Source organism: Yersinia sp. 22-579, from assembly GCF_030433455.1.
GTDB classification, from domain to species: domain Bacteria; phylum Pseudomonadota; class Gammaproteobacteria; order Enterobacterales; family Enterobacteriaceae; genus Yersinia; species Yersinia enterocolitica.
Window position 1 is genome coordinate 46,773 of record NZ_JAUJTZ010000011.1, and the last position, 21,751, is coordinate 68,523.

A 21,751-nucleotide genomic window follows, 5' to 3' on the forward strand; every position below is an offset into this window, starting at 1 on the left:
CAGATGATTGCTCATCTAACCCCTTACAAATTTGGTGGCCCCTACTGGACTTGAACCAGTGACCAAGCGATTATGAGTCGCGTGCTCTAACCAACTGAGCTAAGGGGCCAAACTTGGACGCTGATTATACGGTAGTTTTTATCCTGCGGTCTAGAGCTGATAAATCAGATGGGTGTTTTCTGCGCAAAATTAAGGTTTTTTACGGACATAGCAGCTAACGGCGCATGAATATTGGTCTTAAGAAGGGCCTGAATGGTCAAAAAGAAAAACCCCGGCATGCCGGGGTTTTTGTGTGCTTGTCACGGCAACCGACGATTAATCGTCAAGGAAGCTGCGCAGCACTTCAGAGCGGCTTGGGTGACGCAGTTTACGCAGTGCCTTAGCTTCGATCTGACGGATACGCTCACGGGTAACGTCGAACTGTTTGCCCACTTCTTCCAGAGTGTGGTCAGTGTTCATATCGATACCGAAACGCATACGCAGAACTTTCGCTTCACGTGCGGTCAGGCCAGCTAACACGTCGTGAGTGGCAGAACGCAGGCTCTCAGAGGTGGCAGAGTCCAGCGGCAGCTCCAGAGTAGTATCTTCAATGAAATCGCCCAGATGTGAATCTTCATCATCACCGATTGGGGTTTCCATTGAGATTGGCTCTTTCGCAATCTTCAATACTTTACGGATTTTGTCTTCCGGCATCAGCATGCGTTCAGCCAACTCTTCCGGCGTTGGCTCGCGGCCCATCTCTTGCAGCATCTGGCGCGAAATACGGTTGAGTTTGTTAATGGTCTCAATCATATGCACCGGAATACGGATGGTACGTGCCTGGTCCGCGATAGAGCGGGTGATAGCCTGACGAATCCACCAAGTTGCATAGGTTGAGAACTTATAACCACGGCGGTATTCGAATTTATCTACTGCTTTCATCAAACCGATATTGCCTTCCTGAATTAAATCAAGGAACTGCAAGCCACGGTTGGTGTATTTTTTCGCAATAGAGATAACCAGACGCAGGTTAGCCTCAACCATTTCTTTCTTGGCGCGACGCGCTTTCGCTTCACCGATAGACATACGGCGGTTGATGTCTTTCACTTGCTCAATGGTCAGGCCGGTTTCTTCTTCGATCTGACGTAGTTTTTGCAAGCTACGTTGCACATCGTCCGAAACATCTTTCAGTTTTTCAGACCATGGTTTACCCATAGCAATTGCAGCTGCAAACCAGGTATCGCTGGTTTCATTGCTGGCAAACAGGGTAACGAAGTTCTTCTTCGGCATTTTGCACTGTTCAACACACAGTTTCATGATGATACGTTCTTGAGTACGAACGCGGTCCATCATGGCACGCATGTTATTGACCAGATAGTCGAACTGCTTCGGTACCAGGCGGAACTGTTTGAACACTTCAGAAAGCTTCAGAATCTCAGCAGCAGCGTTGGCGTGGCTACGACCATTCTTCTTGATTTCCAAACGTGCGTTTTCGTACTGCTCACGCAATTCGCTGAATTTCTGGCGTGCCAGCTCTGGATCGATGCTGTTGTCGTCTTCTTCTTCTTCGTCGTCTTCATCTTCGTCGTCGTCATCATCCATTTCTTCAGTGGATAATTCAGAACCAACGTGAGTTGCAGTCGGCGCAATATCTTCTTCGGCGTTTGGATCAACAAAGCCGGTGATCAGGTCCGATAGACGAGCTTCACCCGCCTCAACGCGATCATATTGTTCCAATAGGTAAGTAATCGCTTCAGGGTATTCAGCCACTGAGCACTGGACCTGATTGATACCGTCTTCGATACGTTTGGCAATATCAATCTCGCCTTCACGCGTCAATAGCTCAACGGTACCCATTTCGCGCATGTACATACGCACCGGGTCGGTTGTACGCCCGATTTCGGATTCAACACTGGACAACACCTGTGCAGCAGCTTCAGCCGCGTCATCGTCGGTATCAGTGGTGTTCTCGGCCAGCATTAAATCATCGGCATCAGGGGCTTCTTCCAGCACCTGTATGCCCATGTCATTAATCATCTGGATGATGTCTTCGATCTGATCGGAATCGACGATATCTTCCGGCAGATGGTCATTGACCTCAGCATAGGTCAGATAGCCTTGCTCCTTACCACGGGTGACAAGTAGCTTCAGCTGTGACTGCGGGTTTTGCTCCATAAGACGGTATCCACACTTCAGAGTATTTGGGTTGGTGTCGGTCGGCGAAACCGCCAACAATAGCATTTGGGGCTTTTTTTTGTCGCCGCTGCCCGCCATGACGGCATATTGTGGGGATTTGCCCCCACATTTATCGGCAATTAAGCCGTTGGGTGTTTCATTTTTTTCTGGCTAACGCCAGATTCAAAGACCAAAGCTCTTTACGTTCTTCGGCGTTTAATCCATGAGTACGATCACGCGCTATAAGTGTTTCCTGACGTTGCTCCAATATGGAGTCATACAGGCTGGTTAGCGTGTCGACAAAAGTCTGTTCGACCATATCCTCAACAATCATGTGGTTCCATGTTGCGAGAGTTTCAAGTTGTTGGCTGAATTTATTATCACGATACAGTTCTAATAACTGCCCGGTTGTCAGCCCCGGTTGGGCCAAACACGTCTCAACCAACTCAATAAATAACGGTAAACCGGCCAACTTGGCTTGCTCGACACCCTGTAGTGAGGGGATGAGTGTCGCCAGTTGTGGATTTTGTACCAATAGCCCTATAAGTATACGCATGGTTGTGCGTTTTAGCTGGGGCGGCTGGTAGGTATTTGCATTTTCAGCCTGCTTTGGCATCAGCTTATCGAGCTGGCTGTCATCGAGCAGACCCAACTTATTACCGAGTTGCTGGCGCAGGTAAAGCCGTAAGGTTTCACCGGGCACCTGACTGATTAAAGGGAGTGCCAGCGTGCTTAACTTGGCTCGCCCATCTGGGCTGCTCAAATCCACTTGCGGCATTAATGTTTCGAACAAGAAGGTTGAGAGTGGCTGCGCCTCCTCCATCCGCTGTTCGAATGCATCTTTCCCTTCTTTACGTACCAGAGTGTCTGGATCCTCGCCATCAGGCAAAAACATAAAGCGTAGCTGACGCCCATCATTTAGATAGGGCAATGCTGTCTCTAATGCACGCCAGGCTGCATCTCTACCGGCACGATCGCCGTCATAACAACAAATTACGTTATCCGTTGCGCGGAATAATAATTGAATATGTTCCGCAGTTGTCGCTGTACCCAGTGAGGCAACGGCATAATCAATACCAAATTGCGCCAGCGCCACTACATCCATATAACCTTCCACGACGAGTAGCCGTGTTGGGTTAGGGTGGCTCACTTGCGCTTCATACAAGCCGTATAACTGGCGGCCCTTATGAAATATTTCTGTTTCTGGGGAGTTGAGGTACTTTGGCACTCCGTCACCCAGAATTCGCCCACCAAAAGCGATAACCCGCCCGCGTTTATCGCGGATAGGGAACATAACGCGCTCACGAAAACGATCGTAAACTCGCCCTGTATCATTAGTCACCAGCATCCCGGCATCGTTCAGCGCGGTACGGCTTTCACCATCGCGACCAAAACGTTTTAAGGCGTTGTCCCAACCTGGGGGGGCAAAACCGATAGCAAAATGTTGGATGATTTCTTCACTCAAACCGCGATGTTTAAGATATTCGCGTGCCTGATTGGCGTTCTGGCCTTTGAGTGATTGTTGATAGAATGCACTCAGGCTTTCCATCAGTTGATAAAGACTTTGTCGTTGATGGCGTTCTAACTGAGTGGTGCCGGTTCCTGCCTCGTAAGGCACTTCCAGCCCGTGCATGGTGGCTAATTCTTCGATACTTTCGACAAACTCAAGCCTGTCGTAATTCATCAAGAAATCAACAGCATTGCCATGCGCACCACAGCCAAAACAGTGGTAAAACTGTTTTTCGCCGTTAACGGTGAATGAGGGTGTTTTCTCATGATGGAACGGACAGCACGCATGGTAATTTTTGCCTTGCTTCTTCAGCTTTACCCGAGCATCGATAAGGTCGACGATGTCGGTGCGAGCTAGCAAGTCATTGATAAATACGCGTGGAATTCGTCCAGCCATAAGCCCCTATTCGGTCAGTCCATAAACGAGAACAAGCCGCGCATTCCTTTCGGAAAGCACGGCCTTCGTATGCAACTACTCGATCTGCGCGTTCTTAGAACATAAAAAACTACGCGGTGGGGTTACCCCCGAAGAATTAATACAGACGAGTGCGGCGTGCGTTTTCGCGAGCCAATTTCTTCGCGTGACGTTTTACAGCAGAAGCTTTAGCGCGTTTACGTTCGGTAGTCGGTTTTTCATAGAACTCACGACGACGAACTTCAGCTAATACACCTGCTTTTTCGCAAGAGCGTTTGAAACGACGAAGAGCTACGTCGAATGGCTCGTTTTCACGTACTTTAATTACCGGCATGTGCCTCTCACCTCAATAGAAATCGGTTTGCTGCTGGCCAATCGCCAGCCTTCTCAAAATGGTGCGGAATTTTACTTCAATGGATGCTGCTTTGTAAAGCACCACAGCAAATTGAAACAGGCACGCCCCTGTGATGTCGCCCTCGTTCTTTACAAGAAAGTTGGTGCCAGGAGTGCGACGGCCGCTGATTATATACTAAACAGGGCCATTGATCGAATTTATCAACATTATTTTCAAATGTGACAACTATCAACAACATTCATCCTGTTGGATAGCCAAAATGCCGTTTTTCCGTTCAATTTGGTATCAGAAATCATGACGAGCGACACGGTTATGCTAAACTATCGGCCGCACGTGAATGATGGGAAATGTAATGCGAGTTTTGGGTATAGAAACATCCTGCGATGAAACCGGAATTGCAGTGTATGACGATGAAACCGGTCTGTTAGCTAACCAATTGTACAGTCAGGTTAAATTGCACGCTGATTATGGCGGCGTTGTACCTGAACTGGCTTCCCGTGATCATGTGCGCAAAACAGTGCCATTGATTCAGGCTGCATTGAAAGAAGCTAATTTGAGCGCCAAAGATATTGATGGCGTGGCGTATACCGCAGGCCCCGGCTTGGTTGGCGCATTGCTGGTCGGTGCCACTGTAGGGCGTGCATTAGCTTTTGCCTGGGGGGTTCCCGCCGTGCCCGTTCATCATATGGAAGGCCATTTATTGGCTCCAATGTTGGAAGAAAATGCACCCGAGTTTCCGTTTGTCGCGTTACTGGTTTCCGGTGGTCATACGCAATTAATCAGTGTGACTGGCATTGGCGAATATCTGTTGCTGGGCGAATCTGTCGATGATGCGGCAGGTGAAGCTTTTGATAAAACAGCGAAATTGCTAGGTCTGGATTACCCCGGCGGGCCAATGTTGTCGCGGATGGCACAGCTTGGAACGGCTGGACGGTTCACTTTCCCGCGCCCAATGACTGATCGCCCCGGCCTGGATTTCAGTTTTTCTGGCCTGAAAACTTTCGCGGCAAATACTATTCGTGCCAACGGCACTGATGACCAAACTCGTGCTGATATTGCGCGAGCATTCGAAGATGCGGTGGTCGATACACTGGCAATTAAATCAAAACGCGCGCTGGATCAAACCGGTTTTAAACGTTTAGTGATTGCTGGCGGCGTGAGTGCTAATCGCACATTGCGCAGTAAATTGGCTGAAATGATGCAAAAACGTGGTGGCGAAGTGTTCTACGCCCGGCCAGAGTTTTGCACCGATAATGGCGCGATGATCGCCTATGCTGGGTTGATCAGGCTGAAAAGTGGTGTGAATAGCGAGTTGAGTGTGTCGGTGCGGCCGCGCTGGCCGTTGGCTGAGTTGCCGAAAGTCTGATCAGAAAGTCTGAGTGGGGCTGTGGCTGTGTTGCCGCGTCATCTCGCGATGCTCACATACTGATGTATGCTCCGCTCTCTCAATTCCTTGCGCCTTGCCTCGCCTCCCGCTCAGTCATTCTTTATTGATGTCGAAAGTCTGAGTGGGGCTGTGGCTGTGTTGTGCCGCGTCATCTTGCGATGCTCACATACTGATGTATGCTCCGCTCTCTCAATTCCTTGCGCCTTGCCTCGCTCCCGCTCAGTCATTCTGGATTGGGCGGGAGAGGTAAAACTAATCTTCTTCTTTCTCTTCTAACTCTGCGGCTTCTTCAGCGGGAGTTTTTTGCTTTTTCTTTCTGAGTTTGTCCCAGATTTTACTTTCTTTGCCGCGCCATAAACGCTGGATATTATCGTGATGACGCATCAGGATCAGGCAGGAGAGCATAGCCACAGGGAAGGTGAATTGTGGTTTGAACCACCAGACGTAAAATGGTGCGATCAGCGCGCTGATAATTGCGCCCAAAGATGAATAGCCGCTTAATAAAACCGTCAGTAGCCAAGTGCCCGTCATCAGGCCAGTCAGATCCCAGCCAATCGGTGCGATGGCACCAAAGGCAGTGGCGACACCTTTGCCACCTTTAAAGTGGAAAAATACCGGATAAATATGGCCCAGACAGGCAGCAATAGCAGTAAGTCCAAGATACAGTGGCGAAACATGCAGCAGGTAAGCTATCCAAACCGGTAACATACCTTTCAGCACATCAAAAATCAGTACGGTTGCAGCGGCGGTGCGGCCACCGATACGTAGTACGTTGGTTGCCCCGGGATTACCGGAGCCATGTTCACGCGGATCTGGCAGCTTGGCAACTCGACATACCAGGACAGCACTGGAAATTGAGCCACACAAATACGCGAAGATAATCATGCCAAGCGCGATAGCACTCATAACACCGCCCTGTTGAATAATGATCGTTTTAATCGCAACATCTGTGGATAATACGCATATTCGGCTGGAAGTGGTATCCGGCAGGCACAAAAACAGAGAATGACGTGATGGACATCGTATTTATTGAGGAACTCAGTGTCATAACCACCATCGGTGTTTATGACTGGGAACAGACCATTCAGCAAAAACTAGTGTTCGATATCGAAATGGGTTGGGATAACCGCAAAGCTGCTGCCAGCGATGATGTCAATGATTGCCTGAGCTATGCAGATATCAGCGATGCCGTCATCAAGCACGTAGAAATGCAGCGTTTTGCGCTGGTTGAGCGAGTAGCTGAAGAGATTGCCGATCTATTGCTGCAACGATTTAATTCGCCTTGGGTGCGGATTAAGGTGAGCAAGCCGGGGGCGGTTGCTCAGGCGCGTAACGTCGGTGTGGTTATTGAACGCGGTCAACGGATTGGCTGATTTTTGCTGCGCCACGACATAAAAATGCAACCCTATATTGATAATATGGTCTGAATTATTGATTAACGTGATATTTTTTACATACTGAAATTGAACGGCACTGTTTCTCACATTGCCGTTTTTTTGTGGATTTCTATTACAGGGCATTGGGTATCGTAGATGACGGATATGTATTCGCTGTTTGTGGCTTTTGTTTTGGGCGTGGTTGAAGGGCTTACTGAGTTCCTGCCGGTTTCATCTACTGGGCATATGATTATTGTCGGTGAGCTATTGGGCTTTACCGGCGACAAAGCAAAAACCTTTGAAGTCATTATTCAGTTAGGGTCAATTCTGGCCGTGGTGGTAGTGTTCTGGCGGCGCTTATTTGGCCTGATCGGTATCCATTTTGGTAAAGTGCCTCATGAAGGGAAAACCAGCGGCCATCTCACATTGGGTCATATTTTGCTGGCGATGATCCCCGCGGTTGGCTTGGGATTGGCTTTCCATGATGTCATTAAATCGTTATTTAACCCGCAAAGTGTCATGTATGCATTAGTCGCTGGCGGTTTGCTCTTGCTGGCTGCTGAGTGGTTTAAACCTAAAAATCCTAAGGCTATCGGGCTGGATGATATTACCTATCGGCAGGCTTTTGCCATTGGTTGTTTCCAGTGTTTGGCGTTATGGCCGGGTTTTTCCCGCTCGGGTGCCACCATTTCAGGTGGGATGCTGGTCGGTGTAAATCGCTACGCAGCCTCTGAATTTTCCTTTATTTTGGCAGTACCGATGATGCTCGGGGCCAGCGGATTAGATTTGTATAAGAGTCTACATTTCCTAAGCTGGGGCGATTTACCGATGTTTGCCGTCGGGTTTATCACCGCATTTGTTGTCGCGCTAATTGCTATCAAAACCTTCCTGTCACTGATTAAACGTATCTCTTTCGTGCCTTTTGCGATTTATCGCTTTATTGTCGCGGCCGCGGTCTACTGGGTCTTTATGTAACAGTATTCTGATCTGTAAACGAAAAAAAAGCCCTGAATTATCAGGGCTTTTTTATTTTATCGCCAGAAGGTTAATTTAGGGAGAAACCACTTCCTGAGTCTGTTTCCATTCGCCTAAAGCTTGCTGGCGGCGGCGTTTCAGTTCATCACGAATAGCCAAACCCTGGAGCCCACTGGCAACCACTTCCTGCACTGAGACTCCGCTAGCAATACGGAATGCAGCACGTAAATAGTCGCCTTGCGGGTATGGGTTTTCTTCAAATCCAGTACGGCCTCGGGCATCAGCTTCGCTGGTCATTATCATTTGCTCAAGGCGTTCTGGTTTACGCCATACATCAATAGCATCGAACAGTTTAAGCAGGGTTTCAGGTCGGAGCTTATTCACCGTATGGATGAGATCATGGTATTCAGCGACCAGTTTCGCTAAATCTCGCACTGGATTCGGCACCCGTAAACGCTGGCATAGCTGTTCGACCAATTTCACGCCCGCAGGGCCATGCCCATGATGGTGGGGCCAGAACTCTTTAGGTGTCAGACCCTTGCCTAAATCATGGCAGAGTGCGGCAAAGCGCACATCAACCTCTGGACTGAGTTGCGCGGCCATAGCCAGCGTCATCAGAGTATGAATGCCGGTATCAATTTCCGGATGCCACTTTTCCGGCGCAGGGACACCAAATAAACGCTCAATCTCTGGGAACAGCACCGCTAGTGCGCCGCAATCGCGTAATACCTGAAAATAGATGTGCGGGCTTTGCGTTTTGAGTGCTTTTTCGGTCTCTTTCCACACGCGTTCTGCTGTCAAAGCAGAAAGTTCGCCACTTTTAGCCATTGCGGCCATCAATGATTGAGTTTCTGAGGCGACGGTAAAGCCCAAATGCGCAAAACGGGCAGCGAAACGAGCCACCCGCAGAACCCGCAGTGGATCCTCGCCAAATGCATCAGAGACATGGCGTAATACGCGTTTCTCTATATCTTGTTGGCCATTGTAGGGATCAAATAGCTCACCTTCGCTGCTACGCGCAATGGCGTTGATGGTCAAATCGCGGCGCAGTAGATCTTCTTCCAGAGTGACATCCGGGGCGGCGTAGCAAGTAAAACCGGTATAGCCCTGGCCTGATTTACGTTCGGTACGGGCCAACGCGTATTCTTCATGGGTGACGGGGTGAAGAAATACCGGGAAATCTTTACCGACCTGTTGGTAACCTTGCGCGAGTAGCTGTTCTGGTGTAGCACCTACCACCACCCAGTCTTGCTCGGTCACGGGTAGGTTTAATAAGCTGTCGCGTACGGCACCGCCGACCAAATAGATCTCCACTATTACTACTCCCGATTGTACATGTTTTGCCATAGTTGATGGCGACGATTCTATAACTGGAGACTAAAATTGTCAGTCGTCAGTTCAGTATAGTTGCGGGATGAGAACAGATTAAATAAGAAGGCCACCTGGTGGGCGGCCAAAAGCGTTGACGTTGCAGTTTTATTGAACTGCTATTAGTTCATCCAGCGGTTATTCTTTTTACGGCTGGGGATCAGATGTGGCAGAATCAGGCCCAGTAATAAGCCGATCCCCGCAACACCGCCGCCGTACATAAACCATTGCAGAATAATAGTGCGCTGCTTGTCATCCAATTGCAGATTTACCGCATTGACCTTCTTCTGAGCCACCACTAACTGGTTTTTCAATGACTCATTTTCTTTTTGTAATTCGGAAATGACACTGTCGCTGGCGGCCACTTTTTGCTGCATTTCAGCGGTGCGTTGATTCCAGCTATTATCAATATTAGCCAGTTTATCGGTGAGTGTTTTGACCTGTTGTTCAAGGTCGGGAACCCGAACGCGTAAGCTGGGTGTTTCGCTCAATTGATCCAGCGGAATCCAAGTGGTTTTCCCTTTACTGTCGCGGATTTGGCCGTAATTTGTGCCGTCATTAACGCTTATCAGGGTAACTTCATCCCCACCTTTTAGCGTGCCCACAATACGGTATTGGTTACCGGGGCCGCTATGAACGTAGGTATCCAGCTCATCAGAGATGTAACGTTTTTCTTCAGCGTAAGCGCTCAAGGAAAGAGTGAGACTTAGCACTGTGAGGCAAATTAGGCGTAATTTCTGCATTAGAGAGTCATTTATGAGTGAATTTATGGGACGATAGTAGTGTGTTCAGTTTGCCGACGCAACGCATAAACCGGAATGAGAACTATCTTACTCTCATAGCCAGCGCGGCTTTAGCCCTTTGGTTGCTTATTTTAACGACGGTGAAAATTTGTCTTATGAAGCTTTAGGGTAGACCGGTGAAAACAGGTTAAAATAGAGTTTGTCTCAGGGCTGCCGCGTGCGTGTTTTTTTGTTTTAAAGCAGAGAAGTTTGTGTAAAACAGGCAAATCACCGCGAAAAAGGCATAATGCCCATAATCTCACAACATACCGGTGTGAATGAAATTATGACCGTTGAAATAGAATTAAAATTTATTGCTACTCCTGCGGCCATTGCCGCTTTGCCGGAGCGAATCACCTCTTGGCAAAGCCAGCATTCTGCGCCGCAAACTCTGACGAATATCTATTTTGAAACGGCGGATAATCGTCTGCGCCAACATGATATTGGCTTACGTATTCGTGGTTATGATGGCCGCTATGAAATGACGGTTAAGACCGGCGGTAAAGTGGTCGGCGGTTTGCATCAACGGCCTGAATATAACGTTGATATTGATAACGACAAATTAGATCTGGCACGTTTCCCCGCTGATATTTGGCCAGAAGGGTGGGCGGTTGACGCGCTACAAGCCGAGTTACAGCCATTATTCCGTACCGATTTTACCCGTGAGAAGTGGGCAATTACTTACGGTGAGAGCGAGATAGAGCTTGCTCTTGACCAGGGTACTATTAGTGCAGGTGAGTTGTCAGAGCCATTAAGTGAAATTGAATTGGAACTCAAGAAAGGCAATCAGACCGATTTACTGGCACTGGCGACTGAACTGGCACAAATCGGTGGTTTACGGCAGGGGAACTTGAGTAAAGCGGCGCGTGGCTATCATTTAGCACAAGGTCAGCCACCACATGAATTGCGCCCGTTGTTAGTGTTACAACCTGCGCCGAAATCTACCGTCGAGCAAGGCATGGTTGCCGGGCTGGAAATGGCGTTGGACCACTGGCAGTATCATGAGGAATTATGGTTACGTGGTGAGACCGCGGCCAAGCCAATGATTATTGAAGCTTTAGGGATGATTCGCCAAACATTGGCTATTTTTGGTGGGTTGGTGCCACGCAAAGCCAGCACTGAATTACGTGCGGCATTAATTGCGTTGGAACCCCAGTTAGAGCCGAAAAATGCCAAGGCCGAGCTCATTTGCTATAGCACCGATTATCTGAAATGTAAGTTGGCGCTCACATCGTGGCTGGTGACTGCCGGCTGGCGGCCGTTTATGGATGATAAAGCGCGAACCAAGTTTGAGGGGTCGTTCAAACGCTTCTGCGACATCATGCTGAGCCGCAGTGCTGCTGACCTAAAAGAGGCCTTTGGCCACAATCTGGATGATGATGGCTATCTGGCACAACTTCCGCGTTTAAACCGGCAGATTATGTCTTTCCAGTTACTCTCCGGTTTCTATCCACAAAGTGAATGGCATCCATACATTGATGGTTGGTTTGGTTTACAGCAGGCCATTATGGAGCGGCAGGGTCACTGGCGTGATACCGCCCGTAAAGAAGCGTTATCTCAGCCCGCGTTCTGGTTGAATGGGGCTGTGCGTTAATCGATTGCCGCTTGAGGAATGATATGTTGCCACTCCCTTCAGAATTACAGATTCAGGCGCAGAATATACAGCAGCGCTTTTATGAGTTACCGGCTCCACTGAGCTTACGTGAAGAAGATATCGCAGTATTGGTATTGAGTGATTTTGTCAGTGACATGTTACTGATTCACCCTGATTGGTTGGATGAGCTGCATCAGCAGCCGCCGCAACCGCAGGAGTGGCAATTTTATCAACAATGGCTCAGTCAGGCACTGGCCGAGGTGCAAGACGAAGCCGCGCTGCTAGCAGCATTGCGACTATTTCGCCGCCGAATTATGGTGCGTATCGCCTGGTCGCAGGCACTGGAAACCAGCACCACGACGGATACCCTGCAACAGCTAAGTTGGTTGGCCGAAAGCCTGATTATTGCCGCACGCGACTGGTTATATCAGGCGTGCTGTCGTGAGTTCGGTACGCCCTGTAACAGTGAAGGTGTGCCGCAGCCTTTACTCATTTTAGGTATGGGGAAATTAGGTGGCGGCGAGCTGAATTTCTCGTCGGATATCGACTTGATCTTTGCTTATCCAGAAAGCGGCCAGACCCACGGGGGGCGGCGTCAGTTGGATAATGCCCAGTTCTTTACTCGTCTGGGCCAACGGCTGATTAAGGCATTAGACCAGCAAACGATAGATGGCTTTGTCTATCGGGTAGATATGCGCCTGCGCCCATTTGGCGATAGTGGCCCGCTGGTGTTGAGCTTTGCTGCACTGGAAGATTATTACCAAGAGCAAGGGCGCGACTGGGAGCGCTACGCTATGGTGAAAGCTCGCCTGATGGGCGGAGCGGAAGACCATTATAGCAAGGAACTGCGCCAAACTTTACGCCCCTTCGTTTTCCGCCGCTATATCGATTTCAGTGTGATTCAGTCGCTGCGTAATATGAAAGGGATGATCGCCCGTGAAGTTCGCCGGCGCGGCCTGAAAGACAATATCAAACTGGGCGCGGGTGGCATTCGTGAAATCGAGTTCATTACCCAGGTATTTCAGTTGATTCGGGGGGGCCGTGAACCGCGTCTACAAGAGCGTGCTTTGCTGCCGACCTTACAGGCCGTGGCCGAGTTGGGGTTATTGCCGGAACAACAGGTGGCGGATCTCAGTGGTAGCTATCTATTTTTACGCCGTTTGGAAAACCTACTGCAAGCCATTGCCGACGAGCAAACTCAGACTTTGCCCAGTGATAGCTTGAACCAAGCCCGGTTAGCTTGTGGTATGGGCTATGTGGACTGGGCGGCGATGAATGCTGCGCTAGAACAGCATATGCAAGCGGTGCGTTTGGTATTTGATGATCTGATTGGCGACGATGCCCCCGATATTGGCGAAGATCCCAGCCACGGTTTGTATAAAAGTTTGTGGCAAGATGTCTTGGAAGAGAGTGATTTAGCGCCACTGACACCACATTTAGATGAAGCAGCGTGCAGCCAATTATTGGTCACAATTAATCATTTTCGTCATGATGTGGATAAACGCACCATTGGCCCGCGTGGCCGCGAGGTGCTGGATCAACTGATGCCACGCCTGTTCGCTGAAGTCTGCCCACGCCCAGATGCTAATGTTGCTCTTAGCCGACTGATTCAACTGTTGTTAAGTATTGTGACTCGTACCACCTATCTGGAATTGCTGGTGGAATACCACGCGGCACTGAAACATGTTATTCGCTTATGTTCTGCCTCCCCGATGGTCGCCAGCCAGCTCGCCCGTTACCCACTGTTATTGGACGAATTGCTTGATCCGCAATCGCTCTATCAACCTTTGGAACCCAGCGCCTACCGTGATGAATTGCGTCAATACTTGTTACGGGTGCCGCCCGATGATGAGGAGCAACAACTGGAGGCGTTACGTCAGTTTAAGCAGGCGCAACAATTGCGGATTGCCGCTGGAGATATCACCGAGGCGCTACCAGTAATGAAAGTGAGTGATCACTTAACTTATCTGGCAGAAGCCATGATTGATGCGGTTATCCAACAAGCATGGAACCAAATGGTGGCCCGTTATGGTCAGCCAAGTCATTTGCAACAGCGCGAAGGTCGTGGTTTTGCTGTGATTGGTTATGGCAAATTGGGGGGCTGGGAGCTGGGTTACAGTTCAGATTTGGACTTGGTGTTCCTGCTTGATTGTCCGCTGGATGTGATGACAGACGGTGAGCGTAGTATTGATGGCCGCCAGTTCTATTTGCGTTTGGCGCAACGCGTGATGCACTTATTCAGCACTCGCACCTCGTCAGGTATTTTGTATGAAGTTGATGCGCGGCTAAGACCATCCGGTGAAGCGGGGATGTTGGTGAGTACCATCGAGGCCTTTGCTGACTATCAGCAAAATGAAGCCTGGACGTGGGAGCATCAGGCGCTGGTACGCGCACGCATTGTCTATGGTTGCCCTGAATTGCAGCAAAAGTTTGACACTATTCGCCAGCAAATTCTTTGTCGCCCGCGCGAAGGCTCGCAATTACAGCAGGAAGTTCGCGAAATGCGCGAGAAGATGCGCAATCATTTAGGCAGTAAACAGCGTGATATCTTTGATATCAAAGCCGATGAGGGGGGAATCACCGATATTGAGTTTATCGCTCAATATTTGGTGCTGCGTTATGCTGCCACCGAACCGCGCTTGACCCGTTGGTCTGATAATGTGCGAATTTTCGAGCTAATGGCTAATTACGACATTATGCCGGAGGCGGAAGCGGCAGCATTGACTCGCGCTTATGTCACCATGCGTGATGAGATTCATCATCTGGCATTGCAGGAGCAATCAAGCAAGGTCTCTGCTGATTGTTTTGCCGCAGAAAGAGAACAAGTGGCCGCCAGTTGGCATAAATGGTTGGTTGCAGCGCCTTCGGGCGTATAGATTCCAGTTATTAATGGTATACAAGGTGTCTGTGATATTATCCGGCACCATATATATTCGTCATACTTCAAGCTGCATGTGCGTTGGCCGCGCTCAATCACCCGAATCATTGACTAGCGTCAACTCATCGGGATTCACTCGCTTGCCGCCTTCCTGCAACTCGAATTATTTAGAGTATAACAAACAAAAAATTGGAGCGAAGAGATGTGTGTTTTCGGGGTTAATAACAGCTCACTTTGGGGGGCTAACGTATGAAAGTCACGCTGCCTGATTTTCGCCGCGCCGGTGTATTAGTCGTTGGTGATGTCATGTTAGACCGTTATTGGTATGGCCCAACCAGCCGCATTTCACCAGAAGCACCGGTGCCGGTTGTCAAAGTCGATACCATCGAAGAACGCCCCGGCGGCGCTGCAAACGTCGCGATGAACATCGCCTCCCTTGGCGCTATCTCCCGGTTAGTCGGGTTAACGGGTATTGATGACGCCGCACGCGCACTGACCAGCAAGCTAAACGAAGTGCAGGTGCGTTGTGATTTTGTCTCGGTGCCCACTCACCCAACTATCACCAAGTTGCGGGTACTTTCCCGTAATCAGCAACTTATTCGCCTGGATTTCGAAGAAGGTTTTGATGGTGTTGACCCTCAACCTATCTTTGAGCGCATTCAACAAGCGCTGCCACAGATTGGTGCTCTGGTGCTGTCCGACTATGCCAAAGGTGCACTGAACAGTGTGCAGACGATGATCCAACTGGCGCGAAAAGCAAAAGTCCCGGTGCTTATCGATCCCAAAGGCAGCGATTTCGAACGATATCGTGGCGCAACGCTACTGACACCAAATCTATCCGAGTTTGAAGCGGTGGTGGGGCATTGCAAAAACGAAGAAGAGTTGGTGAGCCGTGGCATGAAGCTGGTAGCTGACTTTGAGCTTTCCGCTTTGCTGGTAACCCGCTCTGAGCAAGGGATGACCTTGCTCCAGCCGGGCAAACCTCCACTACATTTACCGACTCAGGCACAAGAAGTGTTTGATGTGACCGGTGCTGGTGACACGGTCATTGGTGTGCTGGCGGCTGCATTAGCGGCTGGAAATACGCTTGAAGAGTCATGTTTCCTGGCTAATGCCGCAGCCGGTGTGGTGGTCGGTAAATTGGGGACATCTACTGTTTCCCCGATTGAGCTGGAAAATGCAATTCGTGGTCGTGCTGAAACTGGTTTCGGCGTGATGGACGAGCAGCAACTGAAAAAAGCGGTGGCTCAGGCCCGCCAGCGTGGTGAAAAAGTCGTCATGACTAACGGCATCTTTGACATCCTTCATGCCGGTCATGTCTCTTACTTAGCCAATGCCCGCAAGCTGGGTGACCGCCTGATAGTGGCAGTGAACAGCGATGCCTCTACCAAACGGTTGAAAGGTGAGAAACGCCCAGTGAACCCATTGGATCAGCGCATGATTGTATTGGGTGCGCTGGAAGCGGTGGATTGGGTGGTGCCATTTGAAGAAGATACCCCGCAGCGCTTAATTGCCGATATTTTGCCGGATTTACTGGTGAAGGGCGGGGATTATAAACCTGACGAAATTGCCGGTAGTGCAGAGGTATGGGCCGCTGGTGGGGAAGTGAAAGTGCTGAATTTTGAGGATGGTGTTTCTACCACCAATATTATTCAGTCCATCAAGAATGGCCGAGGCTAAATACCCTTCGTCCTTGAGGTTGCGGGGGTGTTAGCTGCGCTCACTTACCCGAATCACTTACTTGAGTAAGCTCATCGGGACGCGTTTGCTTGCCGCCTACCTGCAACATCAATGACTTTGGGTATTAAAGAGAATGAATGGACTAAAACAGGAGTTGAGTCTGGCCCAGGGAGTCGGGCTATTGTCCACTTCACTGTTGGGAACCGGTGTTTTTGCTGTGCCTGCACTGGCGGCAATGCTGGCTGGTGAAGATAGTTTATGGGCCTGGCCGGTATTGATTGTGCTGGTTTTCCCGATTGCTATCGCCTTTGCTGCTTTAGGCCGCCACTTTCCCAGTGCCGGTGGCGCGGCTCACTTTGTCACTATGGCATTCGGCCCGAAGCTTGGCAAAGTCACCGGTTGGCTATTTTTGTCCGTCATTCCGGTCGGTTTACCCGCCGCACTCCAAATTGCGGCTGGTTTCTGGCAAGCCACTTTTGGTTGGAGTGATAGCGGATTATTGATGGTACAACTGGTCACTTTGCTGGTTATTTGGTTGCTGGGAACCCGCAGTGCTGGCTCTAGTGCCAATGTGCAAACATTGATTGCCTTGTTGGTCATCGCGCTGGTGGTGGCTATTTGGTGGCAGGGTGACATTCAGCTATCACAAATTCCTTGGCCCGCACCACAAGATATTATCCCGTCGAATATGTTCAGTGCGCTGGCAGTGATGTTCTGGTGCTTTGTCGGGCTGGAAGCTTTCGCACATCTGGCGACAGAATTCCGTCACCCAGAACGTGATTTTCCGCGCGCCCTGATGGTTGGGCTATTGGTCGCGGGAGCGGTCTATTGGGGATGTACTGTGGCGGTGCTGCATTTCCATGCCTATGGTGAACAGCAAGCCGCAGCAGCCTCCTTGCCTGGAATTGTGGTGCAACTGTTCGGTGAGCATGCGCTATGGATTGCTTGTATTATTGGTTATTTAGCTTGTTTTGCCAGTGTGAATATCTACACCCAGAGTTTTGCTCGCATGGTGTGGTCGCAGGCGCAGGTACGCCCACAGAGCAAGTTGGCACAGCTGTCTGTCGGGCAAACACCGGTGAATGCACTGACGGCAGTGGTCGGCAGTTGCCTGCTGTTTACTTTGCTGACCTACTGGCTGTCTCTGCCATTAGATCTGCTGATTGTGTATGCCAACGGTATTTTTGTACTAATTTATTTGCTGTGCATGCTGGCTGGAATTCGCTTGTTAACTGGGCGCTCGCGGGTGATGTCGGTGATTGGTAGTATTCTGTGTTGTGTATTACTGGTGATGATTGGTTGGAAGAGCTTATATGCTTTACTGATGTTTACGCTGTTGTGGATGCTAATGTCGAAGTCGCGTGGAGCCATAATACAGCACTAAAAAGGGCGCCAGATGGCGCCCCAATCGTAATAAGCGGCTTAGATTATTCGCCGGTTTTATCATCAATAGTGGCCGTTGCTTCAACAGTGGCCGGAGCACTGTTGAACCTGGCCTCCAGTTCGCCCATACGTTGTTCCAACAACGCCAGCTTTTCTCTGGTACGCAGCAGTACTTGAGTTTGCACGTCGAACTCTTCACGATTAACCAAATCCAGGCGGGTTAACTGCGATTGCAGCACCATCCGAATTTTCTTTTCGACGTCGTCCCCGAATTCGCGAATACCTTTCGGCATAGATTCATGCACCTGGCGGGCGATTTGTTCAATTTTTTTCGGGTCAATCATGGTATTTCCCTAATTAGATGTGAAGTTACTCCTACTAGTGTAATGCTTGATGCCGAATGTATAAACCTCCTCAATCACCATTTTGGTAATTGCTCCGACGAATCAATAGCGCTATAGTCATAGGGCTTATTCTCAGGGCGGGGTGCAAGTCCCCACCGGCGGTAAATTGTGTTGCGGCATATCATGTCGTGGTGCAAAAGCCCGCGAGCGCTCACGTTGTTTCTCTTATCAAAGAGAGCAGGGTAGAGGTCAGCAGATCCGGTGTAATTCCGGAGCCGACGGTTATAGTCCGGATGGGAGAGAGTAACGGTATCTGCCGAGCTTATAGCTCGCTTGCGTTATTTCGGCTATTTCTATTGATATATGCTGTTATTGATATAAAAGTGGCCATTTACTCCTCAAGACCGCCCTGATTCTGGTAATCCATAATTTTAATGAGGTTTTTTACCATGAATCAGACCCTTCTATCAGATTTCGGCACGCCTGTTGAGCGTGTAGAACGTGCTATTGACGCTCTGCGTAATGGCCGTGGTGTTATGGTGTTGGATGACGAAAGTCGTGAAAACGAAGGCGATATGGTTTTTGCTGCTGAAGCAATGACTGTAGAGCAAATGGCACTGACTATCCGCCACGGCAGTGGCATTGTGTGTCTGTGTATCACTGATGAACGCCGCCAACAGCTTGATTTACCAATGATGGTAGCCAACAACTCCAGCCAGTTCCAAACTGCATTTACCGTAACAATCGAAGCGGCTAAAGGTGTGACAACTGGGGTTTCTGCGGCTGACCGTTTGACTACTATCCGTGCGGCAATTGCTGATAACGCGAAACCTACTGACCTTAATCGTCCGGGTCATGTATTCCCACTGCGCGGTCAACCGGGTGGTGTATTATCTCGCCGTGGTCATACTGAAGCTTCCATCGATTTGGCTACCCTGGCAGGCTACAAACCAGCGGGCGTTTTGTGCGAACTGACCAATGATGACGGTAGCATGGCGCATGCACCAGAAGTGATTGAGTTTGCCAAATTGCATGATATGCCAGTCGTGACTATTGATGATTTGGCTGAGTACCGCCAGTCTCAAGAAAAAAAAGCCAGCTAATTCCTGATGGCAATATCACCTGATATTGCCTATTGATAACGTGGTTTACACACCGGGTTGCCATTATTCTATTGAATAGATCGCTGCCCGGTTATTTAGTACCTTCACACTCTATCCTTGATATTTCCCCACGATTTTTCCTCTTCAAATTTATTGAATATCTTCATCACTGTTATCCGGCTGTGTAATGAAAAAAAAGCGCGTAATGTACTGTTTATGATTTTAGCACCACACTTTTTCTTAACAGTAAGGATTATCTATGAACACCTCTCGTATGCCTGCACTGTTTCTCGGCCACGGTAGCCCGATGAACGTGCTGGAAGAAAACAGTCACACTCAGGCATGGCGTGCGTTGGGTGAGACATTACCGCGTCCAAAGGCGATTTTGGCTATTTCCGCTCACTGGTATACCCGTGGCACCGCGGTGACCGCTATGGAGAAACCTCGGACGATTCATGATTTTGGTGGCTTCCCACAGGCGTTGTTTGATACGCAATATCCGGCTCCTGGTTCGCCAGAGTTGGCAACCCAGATTCAGCAACTACTGGCACCTATTGCGGTGCAAGCTGATACCAGTGAATGGGGTTTGGACCACGGCAGCTGGGGAGTGTTGATTAAGATGTATCCTGATGCGGATATTCCGGTAGTGCAATTGAGTATCGATGGCACCCAACCGGCAGAGTATCACTATGAATTAGGTCGTAAGCTGGCTGTACTACGTGAGCAGGGCGTGATGATTGTCGCTAGCGGCAACGTGGTACATAACCTGCGAATGGTGAGATGGCAGGGGGAAAGTAGTCCGTATCCGTGGGCAGAATCTTTCAACCAATTTGTACGGGATAATTTGAGTTATCAAGGTGATAACCACCCATTGGTTAACTTTATGCAACATGAAGGGGCGGCGTTGTCTAATCCGTCACCAGAGCATTATCTGCCATTACTGTATGTGTTGGGGAGCTGGGATGGTAAAGAGCCGATTTCGATTCCGACCGATGGAATTGAGATGGGGTCGCTTAGTATGTTGTCGGTGCAGCTAGGCTAATACCCTTCGCCCTTGACGGCTACAGCGTTGTTAGCTGCGTTCTTTCACCCGAATCACTGACCTGAGTCAGCTCATCGGGATTCATTCACTTGCTGCCTAGCTGTAACGCCAATGACTTTGGGTATTTACTGATAAAACTGAACCAAGGGGAAACGTGCCGTTGGGGCCGTAACGGCGTGAGCCGTCGGAGCGCCCGTAGGTGCGGTAAACCCTTGGCTCACGGTATGGTGTGTAGTCTTAACCTAAAATGATATGTGGGTAAAAACGTGACAGATCTTGGGTGATCAATTCGCGGTCTTCACGCAAGCCAATACCGCATGGTTGATCGTTAACCAACCAGCTACCAATCAACGTGTAGCTGTCACCAAACTTAGGTAAAGGATGGAATTGCTGCACAATCATGCCCTCCTCACCATATGGCCCATCAACTCGCGCCACTTCTTTGCCGTTTTCCACTATCTGAATATTGGCACCTTCCCGCGAGAATAACGGCTTGGTGACATAATGATCCATGGCTGGATGATCATCTTCAGCAAAATATGCAGGCAACAGATTAGGATGATTTGGGAACATTTCCCACAGCAGTGGCAGCAAGGCTTTATTGGAGATAATGCTCTTCCAGGCCGGTTCCAGCCAGCGTACACCTGCATCTTCCAGTTTGGTGGAGAACATTTCGCGGAACATAAATTCCCACGGATAGAGCTTGAACAAATTACTGATAACCTGATTATCCAGATCGGTAAATTGCCCTTTTTCCCCTAAGCCAATTTCTTCCATAAACATGAATTCAGTTGGCAAACCGGCTTCTAATGCGCAATCTTGCAGATACTGCACAGTCCCACGATCTTCTTCGCTGTCCTGGCAGCAAGCCAGATGCAGCAAACTAAAACCGTGGTTATCACGTAAATCAGCAAAACGCTCAATCAGTTTCTCTTGCATGCTGTTGAACTGATCAGACTCTGAGTCCAGATTGCCCGCATTGATCTGATCTTCCAACCACAGCCATTGGAAAAAAGCCGCCTCATACAATGAAGTTGGGGTGTCAGCATTGTTTTCCAGCAATTTAGCTGGATTTACACCGTCATAGGCCAGATCAAGACGCGAATAGAGTGAAGGCTGATTGGTTTTCCATGAGCTACGAACAAAATCCCAGCAATGTTTTGGAATGCGGAATTTTGCCATCAGTTGATCGCTATTAACTACTTTCTCAACCACTTGCAGACACATCTGATGCAACTCTGCGGTGGTATCTTCTAGCTCTTCAATTTGTGCGAGTGTGAATTGGTAATATGCATCTTCACACCAGTACGGTTCGCCATACATGGTGTGGAAACGGAAACCAAATTCAGTGGCTTTTTCGCGCCAGTCCGGGCGTTCGCTAATCGCTAAACGTTTCATTAATCAGA

General features: G+C 49.3%; 17 protein-coding genes, 1 tRNA gene and 1 riboswitch. Of the genes, 9 read left to right on the forward strand and 9 right to left on the reverse strand.

All coding sequences use genetic code 11. The features are described from left to right. Positions 1–32 precede the first annotated feature (32 nt). The 4 genes from QSV56_RS14285 to rpsU form a co-directional block, all read right to left on the reverse strand. Positions 33–109: transfer RNA gene (locus QSV56_RS14285), tRNA-Ile, on the reverse strand. A gap of 206 nt (positions 110–315) precedes the next feature. Further along, positions 316–2,154 (reverse strand): RNA polymerase sigma factor RpoD, encoded by a 1,839-nt coding sequence (gene rpoD / locus QSV56_RS14290; RefSeq protein WP_005160832.1) that lies wholly within the window; start codon positions 2,152–2,154, stop codon positions 316–318. Between the two features lie 157 nt (positions 2,155–2,311). Then, positions 2,312–4,060, reverse strand: coding sequence for a DNA primase (gene dnaG, locus QSV56_RS14295; RefSeq protein WP_019079132.1), 1,749 nt, complete (start codon positions 4,058–4,060; stop codon positions 2,312–2,314). Positions 4,061–4,196: 136 nt separating this feature from the next. After that, a complete protein-coding gene (rpsU, locus tag QSV56_RS14300; protein ID WP_001144069.1) occupies positions 4,197–4,412 on the reverse strand; it encodes a 30S ribosomal protein S21 in 216 nt (71 codons plus the stop codon). A gap of 373 nt (positions 4,413–4,785) precedes the next feature. Here rpsU and tsaD point away from each other — a divergent pair, with 373 nt between their 5' ends. Next, positions 4,786–5,799, forward strand: a complete 1,014-nt coding sequence (gene tsaD / locus QSV56_RS14305) for a tRNA (adenosine(37)-N6)-threonylcarbamoyltransferase complex transferase subunit TsaD (protein ID WP_019079131.1) — start codon at positions 4,786–4,788, stop codon at positions 5,797–5,799. A 273-nt stretch (positions 5,800–6,072) separates the two neighbouring features. On the opposite strand, the gene plsY is transcribed toward tsaD, so the two are convergent. Next, a complete protein-coding gene (gene plsY / locus QSV56_RS14310) occupies positions 6,073–6,726 on the reverse strand; it encodes a glycerol-3-phosphate 1-O-acyltransferase PlsY (protein ID WP_005160822.1) in 654 nt (217 codons plus the stop codon). Between the two features lie 107 nt (positions 6,727–6,833). Between plsY and folB the strand changes: the two genes are divergently transcribed. Together folB and bacA are read left to right on the forward strand one after the other, a co-directional pair. Next, complete coding sequence (gene folB / locus QSV56_RS14315; RefSeq protein ID WP_019079130.1) at positions 6,834–7,193, forward strand: bifunctional dihydroneopterin aldolase/7,8-dihydroneopterin epimerase; 360 nt, start codon at positions 6,834–6,836, stop codon at positions 7,191–7,193. A gap of 159 nt (positions 7,194–7,352) precedes the next feature. Next, the gene (bacA, locus tag QSV56_RS14320; RefSeq protein WP_019079129.1) at positions 7,353–8,171 is read left to right on the forward strand and encodes an undecaprenyl-diphosphate phosphatase; all 819 of its coding nucleotides are present in this window, start codon (positions 7,353–7,355) and stop codon (positions 8,169–8,171) included. 75 nt (positions 8,172–8,246) lie between these two features. On the opposite strand, the gene QSV56_RS14325 is transcribed toward bacA, so the two are convergent. Together QSV56_RS14325 and QSV56_RS14330 are read right to left on the reverse strand one after the other, a co-directional pair. Then, entirely contained in the window at positions 8,247–9,485 is a 1,239-nt protein-coding gene (locus tag QSV56_RS14325; RefSeq protein ID WP_046050209.1) for a multifunctional CCA addition/repair protein, read from the reverse strand. 176 nt (positions 9,486–9,661) lie between these two features. Continuing rightward, the gene (locus tag QSV56_RS14330; protein WP_005160811.1) at positions 9,662–10,282 is read right to left on the reverse strand and encodes a TIGR04211 family SH3 domain-containing protein; all 621 of its coding nucleotides are present in this window, start codon (positions 10,280–10,282) and stop codon (positions 9,662–9,664) included. 325 nt (positions 10,283–10,607) lie between these two features. Here QSV56_RS14330 and QSV56_RS14335 point away from each other — a divergent pair, with 325 nt between their 5' ends. The 4 genes from QSV56_RS14335 (at position 10,608) to yjeH (ending at position 17,857) form a co-directional block, all read left to right on the forward strand. After that, entirely contained in the window at positions 10,608–11,915 is a 1,308-nt protein-coding gene (locus QSV56_RS14335) for an inorganic triphosphatase (protein WP_046695649.1), read from the forward strand. 23 nt (positions 11,916–11,938) lie between these two features. Continuing rightward, complete coding sequence (gene glnE, locus QSV56_RS14340) at positions 11,939–14,791, forward strand: bifunctional [glutamate--ammonia ligase]-adenylyl-L-tyrosine phosphorylase/[glutamate--ammonia-ligase] adenylyltransferase (RefSeq protein ID WP_046050210.1); 2,853 nt, start codon at positions 11,939–11,941, stop codon at positions 14,789–14,791. A 251-nt stretch (positions 14,792–15,042) separates the two neighbouring features. Then, positions 15,043–16,473 carry a bifunctional D-glycero-beta-D-manno-heptose-7-phosphate kinase/D-glycero-beta-D-manno-heptose 1-phosphate adenylyltransferase HldE gene (gene hldE, locus QSV56_RS14345; protein WP_019082324.1) on the forward strand — a complete coding sequence of 477 codons (1,431 nt, stop codon included), beginning with the start codon at positions 15,043–15,045 and terminating at the stop codon, positions 16,471–16,473. A 133-nt stretch (positions 16,474–16,606) separates the two neighbouring features. Next, positions 16,607–17,857, forward strand: coding sequence for an L-methionine/branched-chain amino acid transporter (gene yjeH, locus QSV56_RS14350; protein WP_046050211.1), 1,251 nt, complete (start codon positions 16,607–16,609; stop codon positions 17,855–17,857). A 43-nt stretch (positions 17,858–17,900) separates the two neighbouring features. On the opposite strand, the gene QSV56_RS14355 is transcribed toward yjeH, so the two are convergent. Next, the gene (locus QSV56_RS14355; RefSeq protein ID WP_019079123.1) at positions 17,901–18,200 is read right to left on the reverse strand and encodes an accessory factor UbiK family protein; all 300 of its coding nucleotides are present in this window, start codon (positions 18,198–18,200) and stop codon (positions 17,901–17,903) included. 124 nt (positions 18,201–18,324) lie between these two features. Continuing rightward, positions 18,325–18,509, forward strand: a riboswitch (FMN riboswitch). Positions 18,510–18,649: 140 nt separating this feature from the next. Here QSV56_RS14355 and ribB point away from each other — a divergent pair. Both ribB and ygiD read left to right on the forward strand, forming a co-directional pair. Then, the gene (ribB, locus tag QSV56_RS14360) at positions 18,650–19,303 is read left to right on the forward strand and encodes a 3,4-dihydroxy-2-butanone-4-phosphate synthase (RefSeq protein WP_011817217.1); all 654 of its coding nucleotides are present in this window, start codon (positions 18,650–18,652) and stop codon (positions 19,301–19,303) included. Positions 19,304–19,562: 259 nt separating this feature from the next. Then, a complete protein-coding gene (ygiD, locus tag QSV56_RS14365; protein ID WP_019082326.1) occupies positions 19,563–20,345 on the forward strand; it encodes a 4,5-DOPA dioxygenase extradiol in 783 nt (260 codons plus the stop codon). 237 nt (positions 20,346–20,582) lie between these two features. Here the strand turns inward: ygiD and QSV56_RS14370 are convergent, their stop codons facing one another. Next, positions 20,583–21,743, reverse strand: coding sequence for a glutathionylspermidine synthase family protein (locus QSV56_RS14370; protein WP_005160795.1), 1,161 nt, complete (start codon positions 21,741–21,743; stop codon positions 20,583–20,585). Between the last annotated feature and the right edge of the window lie 8 nt (positions 21,744–21,751).

Coding starts and splice junctions, on each gene's coding strand:
- rpoD (WP_005160832.1), bottom strand. CDS start 2,154: ATGGAGCAAAACCCGCAGTCACAGCTGAAGCTACTTGTCACCCGTGGT.
- dnaG (WP_019079132.1), bottom strand. CDS start 4,060: ATGGCTGGACGAATTCCACGCGTATTTATCAATGACTTGCTAGCTCGC.
- rpsU (WP_001144069.1), bottom strand. CDS start 4,412: ATGCCGGTAATTAAAGTACGTGAAAACGAGCCATTCGACGTAGCTCTT.
- tsaD (WP_019079131.1), top strand. CDS start 4,786: ATGCGAGTTTTGGGTATAGAAACATCCTGCGATGAAACCGGAATTGCA.
- plsY (WP_005160822.1), bottom strand. CDS start 6,726: ATGAGTGCTATCGCGCTTGGCATGATTATCTTCGCGTATTTGTGTGGC.
- folB (WP_019079130.1), top strand. CDS start 6,834: ATGGACATCGTATTTATTGAGGAACTCAGTGTCATAACCACCATCGGT.
- bacA (WP_019079129.1), top strand. CDS start 7,353: ATGACGGATATGTATTCGCTGTTTGTGGCTTTTGTTTTGGGCGTGGTT.
- QSV56_RS14330 (WP_005160811.1), bottom strand. CDS start 10,282: ATGCAGAAATTACGCCTAATTTGCCTCACAGTGCTAAGTCTCACTCTT.
- QSV56_RS14335 (WP_046695649.1), top strand. CDS start 10,608: ATGACCGTTGAAATAGAATTAAAATTTATTGCTACTCCTGCGGCCATT.
- glnE (WP_046050210.1), top strand. CDS start 11,939: ATGTTGCCACTCCCTTCAGAATTACAGATTCAGGCGCAGAATATACAG.
- hldE (WP_019082324.1), top strand. CDS start 15,043: ATGAAAGTCACGCTGCCTGATTTTCGCCGCGCCGGTGTATTAGTCGTT.
- yjeH (WP_046050211.1), top strand. CDS start 16,607: ATGAATGGACTAAAACAGGAGTTGAGTCTGGCCCAGGGAGTCGGGCTA.
- QSV56_RS14355 (WP_019079123.1), bottom strand. CDS start 18,200: ATGATTGACCCGAAAAAAATTGAACAAATCGCCCGCCAGGTGCATGAA.
- ribB (WP_011817217.1), top strand. CDS start 18,650: ATGAATCAGACCCTTCTATCAGATTTCGGCACGCCTGTTGAGCGTGTA.
- ygiD (WP_019082326.1), top strand. CDS start 19,563: ATGAACACCTCTCGTATGCCTGCACTGTTTCTCGGCCACGGTAGCCCG.
- QSV56_RS14370 (WP_005160795.1), bottom strand. CDS start 21,743: ATGAAACGTTTAGCGATTAGCGAACGCCCGGACTGGCGCGAAAAAGCC.